The 244-nt window shown below is 62.7% G+C and carries 1 protein-coding gene; it reads right to left on the minus strand.

Translation table 11 applies throughout. The features are described 5' to 3' along the window. Positions 1-116: 116 nt before the first annotated feature. The coding region (locus HA630_RS01565) for a flagellin (protein WP_256368604.1) at positions 117-244 on the minus strand (128 nt) is incomplete at its 5' end.

The raw sequence follows: 244 nt of genomic DNA on the forward strand, positions 1-244 counted from the left end.
CCGGGCGGGCGCAACACCCACAACCCCATTAAAACGAAAAAAGCGACAACAGGATAGCCCCGTTGCCGCTGTGGCGATGGGGCGGGGTAACCCCCTTTGCCCCACCTTTTCGTGGTTTAACGCAACAGAGCCAACACACCCTGCGGCAGCTGGTTGGCTTGCGCCACCATGGCGGTGCCGGCCTGCTGCAGGATCTGCGCACGGGACAGGTTGGCGGTTTCGGCCGCAAAGTCGGCATCCTGAA

The organism is Aquabacterium sp. A08, from assembly GCF_011742065.1.